Below are 8972 nucleotides of genomic sequence, written 5' to 3'. Positions count from 1 at the left end.
GAGTAGGGGAGTAGGGGAGTAGGGGAGTATCGGGCCACTATCCACATTCACATTTCCATCCCCATTCGCTATTCACTGCCCACTGTCCCGTACTCCCCTATTCCCCTACTCCCCTAGGACGGCCATGATGCAACTCAGTCTCGACCAGGCAAAAGGACTGTGCCGGATGGCGGCACTTGGCGCCGGCGCCAATGAGGAAGCGGCGCAATCGCTCACTGCTTCGATCATATCAGCCGAGGCCGAAGGGCTTTCCTCGGTCGGTCTGTCGCATTTCATCGACTATCTCGAGGCGCTGGAAGCCGGACGCATCGACGGCAATGCCGACCCGGTGATCACCCGGCCGGCGCTGGCAGTCTATCTCTCCGATGCACGCGGCGGGCTGGCGCATACCGGCTTCGACCGCACCATCGACGACCTCGCCAAGGCGGCAAAGCTGTTCGGTGTCGCCATCTTCTCGCAGAAGAACGCCTATACATGCGGCGCGCTCGGCTATTTCACCGGAAGGCTGGCAGCACAAGGACTGGTGTCGTTCGCAGCCACCAACGGCCCGGCCGTGCTTGCCGGCTCGGGCTCGGTCAAGCCGGTCTACTGCACCAACCCGATGTCGTTTGCCGCGCCTGCCGCCGACGGGGCGCCGCTGGTCATCGACCAGTCGTCGAGCGCCACCGCTTTCGTCAACATCCGCAAAGCGGCCGAGGACGGCAAGACAATCCCGGAAGGCTGGGCGCTGGACGCCAGCGGCAACCCGACCACCGATCCCGCCGCCGCCATGAAGGGCGCAATGCTCGCCTTCGGCGGTCAGCGCGGCGCCAACATCGCGCTGATGGTCGAGGTGCTGGCGGCGGGCCTGTCGGGCGCCAACTGGTCGCTCGACGCGCCATGGTTCAGCGGCGGGCCGGACAGCCCCGGCACGGGACTGTTCGTGCTTGCTATCGAACCCAAGCTGCTCGATCCAGATTTCGAGCAACGAATGAAGGACCAGCTTGACCGGCTGCGGCGGCGCTTCGGCGTGCATGTGCCCGGTCGTGCCCGCGCAGAGGCCGCCGAGAAGGCGCAAGCGCGCGGCATCACCGCATCGAAGGCCGTGGTGCAGCGCATTTCCGAATTCGCTGCACGCTATTCTTCCTGAATATCTATTAAATATCAATTAGTTATCTGGAATTCGCCCGCCGCAGGCGCGGCGCAGTGCGATTTTCTTTGCGCGCCGCTGAACCTTTTCGCGCCTTGCTGCGACCCAGCTTTGTCCAGGGCAAGGCGAGCTTGCCCGATCCACACCGAGGGAAGCAGCAAACCGAAATCGAAAGCCTGCATCACGCGAAGGCCGGTCCTTCGCGCCTCGGAAAACTCAACCCAAATCAAAGGAAATTGCCATGACCAACACCAAGATCACCATGCTGACCGCCGTCCTTCTGCTCGGCTCGTTCATGGGCGCCACACAGGCAGCCACCCTGAAGGCCGCACCGGTCAAGCCGTCCAGCCCGGGTGTCATCGCTGCCCCGAGCGGCGGGGCCACCGAAGACCACTACTGCAAGAACGGCCATGCAAAATTCGCCAATTGCAGCGCTGATTTCGTCGCCGCCTGCAAGAAGGTTGGTGGCACCATGTCGGATGTTCAGGGCTGGGGTGGGCGTACTTGCTTCACGCCCTCCTGATACCGTCTCAGGTCAGGCCGCGCCGTCGGCCCCTGGCTTCGCATGGATGTCACCCGGAAAACCCCGCTTCGGCGGGGTTTTCTGCGTTTTGATCGCACGATGGTAAAACATTCTCGTTTTGGTCAACTTTTGTTTATTTGACTTCGACCAACCTGATCGGCCGTTTGCGCTGATTGAGCAAAACAGAGGAGCTACAATGTCGGCAAGCACGGACAATCCCCGCAACGCCCTTGTCATCCCGGTCCTTGGCAGGTTTTACGCGGCCCTGCACGATGGTGCCGAAACCGTTCTTCGCGTCGTCGCCGGCGGGTTTCTCGCCATCCACGGTTCGCAGAAGATCACCAATCCTTTCGGCGCTGCCGAGATGGTCGAGGGTCTCGGCTTCTATCCGGGCGCGTTGTGGTCGTTGCTTCTGGCCTGCACTGAATTCTTTGGCGGCATCTTCATCGCCATCGGGTTTTTGACGCGGCCGGCCGCCTTTGCCGGCCTGTTCGTGCTATTGGTCACGGTCTGGTTCCACTGGGTCACCATGGGCCAAGGCTATTCGGGTGCGGAAAAGTCGCTGCTGTGGGCAGCGATCCTGCTCTTCTTCGTCATTCGCGGCGGCAACCGCCATTCGGTCGACGCCCGTATCGGCAAAGCGTTCTGACAGGCTGATAGCGACGACGCGTCGCCCTTTGCCTTTGGCACGAAACGGATTATGAAACGGCTTCAGCCAAGCCTGCGAGCGCCGGAGCCAGCCATGACCGAAATCCTGCAGACCCCAAAGCTCGTCGTCGTCTTTGGCGGGTCAGGCTTTGTCGGCCGCCATGTCGTGCGCGCGTTGGCCAAGCGCGGTTATCGCATCAGGGTCGCCTGCCGGCGGCCCGATCTCGCCGGCCATTTGCAGCCGCTCGGCAATGTCGGCCAGATCCAGCCGGTCCAGGCCAATGTGCGCGTGCGCTGGTCGGTAGACCGCGCCGTGCAAGGCGCCGACCATGTCGTCAATCTGGTCGCCATCCTGCATGAGAGCGGCCGGCAGAAATTCTCCGCCGTGCACGAGTTCGGCGCCCGCGCAGTGGCCGAGGCCGCGCGCTCGGTCGGCGCCGGCCTGACCCACATTTCTGCGCTTGGCGCCGATCTGGACTCCGAATCAGACTACGCGCGCACCAAGGCGCTTGGCGAAAAGGCTGTGCTGGAGACGATCAAGGACGCCGTGATCTTCCGGCCGTCGATCAATTTCGGACCCGAAGACGGCTTCTTCAACCGCTTCGCCAACATGGCGCGCTATTCGCCGGTGCTGCCGCTGATCGGCGGCGGCCAGACCAAGTTTCAGCCGGTCTATGTCGGCGACGTGGCCGAAGCGGTGGCGCGCTCGGTCGACGGCAAGGTGGATGGCGGCCAGATCTATGAACTCGGCGGACCGAAGGTGCTCACCTTCAAGCAGTGTATGGAAGAGCTGCTCGACGTGATCGAGCGCAAGCGGCTGCTGGTGCCGGTTCCGTGGTGGGTGGCCAACATCCAGGCCTCGATCCTCGGTCTCCTGCCCAACCCGCTGCTGACCAAGGACCAGGTGATGCAGCTGCGCGAGCACAACATCGTTTCGGACGCCGCCAACCAGACCAACAGGACGCTTGCGGGGCTAGGCATCCAGCCGCAGTCGATCGCGACGATCCTGCCCAGCTATCTCTGGCGCTACCGCGCCGCCGGCCAGTTCCAGCAACGCAAGCCCGCGGCCTAATTCGGCGCAACTGCCTGAAGGTGTCATGTCTAACGCGGCGTGACCTGCATCGGTAGACCGCCTTGCGGCTGCGTGGTCAGTTTCTGTACCGGCCAGGGTTTCGTTTCGGCGGTGGTGTCGAAGCGGAAGCGCGACAGCATGATCGCCAGCGCGATGATCGCCTCCTGCATGGCGAAGCTGGCGCCGATGCAGACGCGTGGGCCGGCGCCAAACGGCAGATACTGGAAGCGGTCGATCTTTTCGCGATTTCCCGGGTGGAAGCGCTCCGGCAGGAAGGCATCCGGCCGGTCCCACAGTTTCCTGTGGCGATGCACGACCCAAGGCATCACCAGCACCGCGGCGTGCTTGGGGATATGAAGATCCTTCCACATTTCCGGTTCGATCGGCTCGCGGTTGATCGACGGCGCCGGCGGATAGAGCCTGAGCGCTTCGTCGAAAGCCGCGCGCGTGAACGGCATGGCATCGAGCCATTTCGTCGGATCGGGCTCGCGCGCCAGCACCTGGTCGATCTCCTGCTCGACCCGGTTGCGCTCCCACGGTGATTCAGCCAGGCAATAGAGCGTCCAGCCGAGCGCACGCGCCGTCGTCTCATGGCCGGCGCCGATGAAGGTGATGATATTGTCCTCGACCTCGGCCCGCGTCAGTCCGTCGGGTCCCTCGGCCTTGAGCAGCAGTGTCAGGAAATCCTGCGGCACGGCATCGGGATCGCGCTTGAATTTCGCTTCGCGCATCTTGACCGTGTCGGTGACGATCTTGCGGAAATAGGCCATGGTCTTGCGGCCACGGATGCGGGTCAGCCTCGGCAGCCAGTCGGGCGCACGCAACAGGTCGAGCGGATCGACGCGACCCATGGTCTCGAACAGGCGGTCGATCTCGTTGGCGAAACTGCCGGGCTCGCCTGATATCTCGCCGGAAAACAGCGTCTCGGCCAGAATGTCATAAGTGAGCAGCGTCATGTCATGGGCGATGTCAGACGTGCCGCCGTCTTCGTAACGGGTGACGAAGTCCTGCGTGCGCCTCAGCATCGGCTGGGCGAAGCCGAAGATGTGGCGCGGCGTGAACACCGGCGCCATCGCCTTGCGCGACCGCTTCCAGACCTCGCCCTCGGCGGTGAGCAGGCCGTCGCGCAGGATCGGCCGCAGGATCTTCTGGCGCACCGTCGCCATCTTGTAGTTCCTGGCGTTGTCGACCAGCACATGCCGGATCAGGGCGGGATCATTGGCGACGATCAGATGTCCGCCAACGCCGTTCGCCGAGATCCACGGCTCGTTGTAGGTATGCTCACCCCACAATTCGAGCGGGTTGCGGTAGACGATGCGGATCATCTCCAACGTCGAGGGCGGCGTCGTGCGCGGCTTCGGCGCCGGGGGAATGAAGGGGGCGGGCTGGATGTCCATGCTGTGCTCCGCTGATGACCCAATGTAGTGGGCCGCAAAGCAGGCGTCCATGTGACCGAACGGCAAGGCCCTACTCTCCGGAATGTGACCGGTTACCGCGAGGTGCCTTCTTGTTGCCCCGAGCGGCATGCCCTAGGTGGCAGTCACCAATGGATACCGCCACCGCAGGAGCCCAGCTTGAAGCACCAGTTGAACATCATCATCGGCAGCACGCGGCCAGGTCGCGCCGGACCGATTTTTGCCGAGTGGCTGGAGAGGTTCGCGCGCGAGCACGGGAAATTCGAGCCTGTACTGACCGACATCGATGCGTTCAAGCTTCCGGTGCTGGACGAACCGCACCATCCAAGGCTTGGCAACTACCAGAACGATCATACCAAAGCCTGGTCCAAGGCGATCGATGCCGCCGATGCCTTCGTCTTCGTGGCGCCGGAATACAATTATTTCGTGGCGCCGGCGATCGTCAACGCGATCGACTATCTCTCGCGCGAATGGAAGTACAAGGCAGCCGCCATTTTCAGCTATGGCGGCGTCTCCGGCGGCCTGCGCGCGGCGCAAGCGCTGAAGCCGCTGCTGACCTCGGTAGGTGTCATGCCGATCCCGGAAGGCGTCGCGCTGCCGATGTACCAGAAACTGCTCGACGAAAATGGCGCTTTCAACGCCAGCGAACAGGTGCAGGGCGGAGCCAAAACCATGCTCGACGAGCTGCTGCGCTGGAGCGAGGCTTTGAAGCCGATGCGGGCAGGCTGAAAACGCTGGTCTTCCGCAAAAACCCCCGGTTTGCTGCCATAGAGAGGTGGTCGTGCACAGGAACGAGCTGGGGGGCAGTTCGATTTGCGCTTGCTGTTTGCCTTGCTGCCTATGCTCACCACCGCCACCGCAGTGGTGGCGCCTGGCCCTGGTCATCGCCAACGACGACCACCGCCTGATCCGGCCGCCCGCCCGACATGACGCCGGGGCGCGACCGCAGCAGGCGGCTGGCGCCGAGATACAAGTTCATGATCAAGGTTTCTCAAGGACCGCTGGCCGAAGTGAAATGGGGGCCGGCGGAGGCCCGCCATTGGCAGCCGGCCATTCCCAGTGAAATGCCTGCAAACCTTGGAAAAACCGCCTTTTGCGCCTATATCTAGTCGATATCAGAGGCGCGATTCGGCGCGGATTTTTCGCGCTGTGCAGGCGGCATCCAGACAACAGGTTTTCATGAGCGATCAGATCGACAACAACAACGGCGCTGAAGCCGAATACGGCGCCGATTCCATCAAGGTTTTGAAGGGGTTGGACGCTGTCCGCAAACGCCCCGGAATGTATATCGGTGATACAGACGACGGCTCGGGCCTGCATCACATGGTCTATGAAGTGGTCGACAACGCCATCGACGAGGCGCTGGCCGGTCACGCCGACCTCGTCACCGTGACGCTCAACCCCGATGGTTCGGTCACTGTGATCGACAATGGCCGCGGAATTCCGACCGATATCCACACCGGAGAAGGCATTTCGGCGGCCGAAGTGATCATGACGCAGCTGCATGCCGGCGGCAAGTTCGACCAGAATTCCTACAAGGTCTCGGGCGGCCTGCATGGCGTCGGCGTCTCGGTGGTCAACGCGCTGTCGGCGTGGCTAAAGCTGAAGATCCGCCGCAACGGCCAGATCTTCGAGATGAGTTTCACGCATGGCAATGCCGACGCACCTCTGAAGGCGACCGGCACCTATGAGCAGGACAAGCAGCCGGGCACCTATGAGGGCCGCAGCGGCAGCCAGATCACCTTCTTCCCGTCGGCCGAGACCTTCACCATGGTCGAGTTCGACTTCGGCACGCTGGAACACCGGCTGCGCGAGCTTGCCTTCCTCAATTCCGGCGTGCGCATCATTTTGACCGATGCCCGTCACGCCGATGTCGTGCGCCATGAACTGCACTACGATGGAGGCCTCGAAGAATTCGTCAAATATCTCGATCGCGTCAAGAAACCGCTGATCGACAAGCCGATCGCCATCCGGGCGGAGCGCGACGGGATCACCGTCGAAGTGGCGATGTGGTGGAACGACAGCTACCACGAGAACGTGCTGGCCTTCACCAACAACATCCCGCAGCGCGATGGCGGCACGCATCTGGCCGGCTTCCGCGGCGCGCTGACGCGTCAGATCACCGGCTATGGCGAATCCTCTGGGCTGACCAAGAAGGAAAAGGTCTCGCTGATCGGCGACGATTGCCGCGAAGGTCTGACGGCGGTGCTGTCGGTCAAGGTTCCCGACCCGAAATTCTCCTCGCAGACCAAGGACAAGCTGGTCTCGTCGGAAGTCCGTCCTGTCGTCGAAGGCCTGGTCAACGAAGCGCTCGGCACCTGGCTGGAAGAACACCCGAGCGAAGGCAAGGTGGTCGTCGACAAGGTGATCCAGGCGGCGGCGGCGCGCGAAGCGGCGCGCAAGGCGCGCGATATCACCCGCAAGAGTTCGCTCGGCGTCACCTCCCTGCCCGGCAAACTGGCCGACTGCCAGGAACGCGACCCGGCGAAATCCGAAATCTTCATCGTCGAGGGTGATTCCGCCGGCGGCTCCGCCAAGGGTGGGCGTTCGCGCCAGAACCAGGCGATCCTGCCGTTGCGCGGCAAGATCCTCAATGTCGAGCGGGCGCGCTTCGACCGCATGCTCGGCTCCGACATGATCGGCACGTTGATCACGGCGCTCGGCACCTCGATCGGCAAGGACGAGTTCAACGCCGACAAGCTGCGCTACCACAAGATCATCCTGATGACCGACGCCGACGTCGACGGCGCCCATATCAGAACCTTGCTTCTCACCTTCTTCTTCCGGCAGATGCCTGAGCTGATCGAGCGCGGCCATCTCTACATCGCCCAGCCGCCGCTCTATAAGGTGACGCGCGGCAAGAGCTCGCAATACATCAAGGACGAGAGCGCGTTCGAGGAGTTCCTGATCGGCTCGGGACTGGAGGAAGCATCGCTTACGCTCGGCTCGGGCGAGGTTCGCATCGGGCAGGACCTGCGTGGCGCCATCGATGACGCGCTGGCGGTGCGCCAGCTGATCAACGGCCTGCACACGCGCTACAACAGAGGCGTCGTCGAGCAGGCGGCGATCGCCGGTGGGCTCAACCCGGACGTGTTCGCCGATCTCGGCCGCGCCAACGACATGGCGGAGCGGATTGCAAAACGCCTCGACATCATCGCCGAGGACACCGAGCGCGGCTGGACCGGCCGCATGTCGACCTCGAATGAAGGCGTTGGCGGCTATGTGTTCGAGCGCACGGTGCGCAGCGTCAAGGAATATGCGCATCTCGACCTGGCGCTGATCAATTCGGCCGACGCACGCCAGCTCGACCGTTACGCACAGCGCCTCAGCGAGGTCTACGGGTCGCCGCCGGTGCTGCGCCGCAAGGATGTCTCCGAAACCATCTCGGGGCCGCTGGCGATGCTCAATGCGGTCTTTGCGACAGGCCGCAAGGGCCTGACGATGCAGCGCTACAAGGGTCTCGGCGAGATGAACGCCGAACAGCTGTGGGAAACCACGCTCGATCCGAACGTGCGCTCGCTGCTGCAGGTCAAGGTCAATGACGCGACCGATGCGGATTCGCTGTTTTCGCGGCTGATGGGCGACGAGGTCGAGCCCAGGCGCGAGTTCATCCAGGACAACGCGCTGTCGGTCGCCAATCTGGATATCTGATCTGGACGTTAAATCTGAATTGGCGCGCTGCGGCGCGCCAATTGTTCCACCGGCGGCAACAAAATCAATTTGCAACGCGCCGGAACGGAAGTCCCTGCGAGACATTGTGACAATATCGATCACAATTTCTAACAGGAGGCTTCCATGGGACGCGGCATTTTGCTCTGGTTGCTCGGCATACCGATCCCGATCATCATTCTGATCATGCTGTTCGTACGATAGGGGGCACTTATGCAGTCCACCCTATCGGCTGTCGACGTTTCCACTTCAACAGAATCCTCCTCCACCGCCGTCAGTTGGGGACCGATCATCGCCGGTGCCTTCGCGGCCTCGACGCTGACCTTCATCCTCATGCTGCTGGGCTCCGGGCTTGGATTGAGCATGGTGTCGCCCTGGTCGGGATCCGGCGCATCTGTCACCACTTTCGCGGCATCCACCGCCGTCTGGCTGATCATCGTGCAATGGCTGTCCTCGGGTGTCGGCGGCTACCTTGCCGGACGCCTGCGCACCAAATGGGTCGGCATCCACACGGAC

The 8972-nt window shown here is 62.8% G+C and carries 8 protein-coding genes and 1 pseudogene; 8 read left to right on the top strand and 1 reads right to left on the bottom strand.

Annotated features, from left to right (window positions below):
* Positions 1 to 127 precede the first annotated feature (127 nt).
* The 4 genes from EN925_RS11855 (at position 128) to EN925_RS11840 (ending at position 3372) form a co-directional block, all read left to right on the top strand.
* Positions 128 to 1129: an Ldh family oxidoreductase gene (locus tag EN925_RS11855; protein WP_024501902.1), complete on the top strand. Its 1002-nt coding sequence runs from the start codon at positions 128 to 130 to the stop codon at positions 1127 to 1129.
* 241 nt (positions 1130 to 1370) lie between these two features.
* Positions 1371 to 1652, top strand: coding sequence for a hypothetical protein (locus EN925_RS11850; RefSeq protein ID WP_013528193.1), 282 nt, complete (start codon positions 1371 to 1373; stop codon positions 1650 to 1652).
* Between the two features lie 196 nt (positions 1653 to 1848).
* Positions 1849 to 2301 carry a DoxX family protein gene (locus tag EN925_RS11845; RefSeq protein ID WP_027164211.1) on the top strand — a complete coding sequence of 151 codons (453 nt, stop codon included), beginning with the start codon at positions 1849 to 1851 and terminating at the stop codon, positions 2299 to 2301.
* A 93-nt stretch (positions 2302 to 2394) separates the two neighbouring features.
* Positions 2395 to 3372, top strand: a complete 978-nt coding sequence (locus EN925_RS11840) for a complex I NDUFA9 subunit family protein (RefSeq protein ID WP_024501904.1) — start codon at positions 2395 to 2397, stop codon at positions 3370 to 3372.
* 29 nt (positions 3373 to 3401) lie between these two features.
* Here EN925_RS11840 and EN925_RS11835 read toward each other — a convergent pair whose 3' ends face one another.
* On the bottom strand, positions 3402 to 4769 hold the full coding sequence (locus tag EN925_RS11835; RefSeq protein WP_013528196.1) for a cytochrome P450: 1368 nt from the start codon (positions 4767 to 4769) through the stop codon (positions 3402 to 3404).
* Positions 4770 to 4946: 177 nt separating this feature from the next.
* On the opposite strand from EN925_RS11835, the gene EN925_RS11830 reads away from it, so the two are divergent.
* The 4 genes and pseudogenes from EN925_RS11830 to EN925_RS11820 all read left to right on the top strand — a co-directional run.
* Positions 4947 to 5516, top strand: a complete 570-nt coding sequence (locus EN925_RS11830; RefSeq protein ID WP_024501906.1) for an NADPH-dependent FMN reductase — start codon at positions 4947 to 4949, stop codon at positions 5514 to 5516.
* A gap of 248 nt (positions 5517 to 5764) precedes the next feature.
* On the top strand, positions 5765 to 5896 hold the full coding sequence (locus tag EN925_RS41470; protein WP_255337201.1) for a hypothetical protein: 132 nt from the start codon (positions 5765 to 5767) through the stop codon (positions 5894 to 5896).
* Positions 5897 to 5966: 70 nt separating this feature from the next.
* On the top strand, positions 5967 to 8438 hold the full coding sequence (gene gyrB, locus EN925_RS11825) for a DNA topoisomerase (ATP-hydrolyzing) subunit B (RefSeq protein ID WP_013528198.1): 2472 nt from the start codon (positions 5967 to 5969) through the stop codon (positions 8436 to 8438).
* 231 nt (positions 8439 to 8669) lie between these two features.
* Positions 8670 to 8972: pseudogene (locus EN925_RS11820) on the top strand (hypothetical protein); the annotation flags it as partial.

The organism is Mesorhizobium sp. M7A.F.Ca.US.006.04.2.1, from assembly GCF_004022915.1.
GTDB classification, from domain to species: Bacteria; Pseudomonadota; Alphaproteobacteria; order Rhizobiales; family Rhizobiaceae; genus Mesorhizobium; species Mesorhizobium ciceri.
Note: the sequence above shows the minus strand (reverse complement) of the source record. Positions and strands in the feature narration are given on the sequence as shown.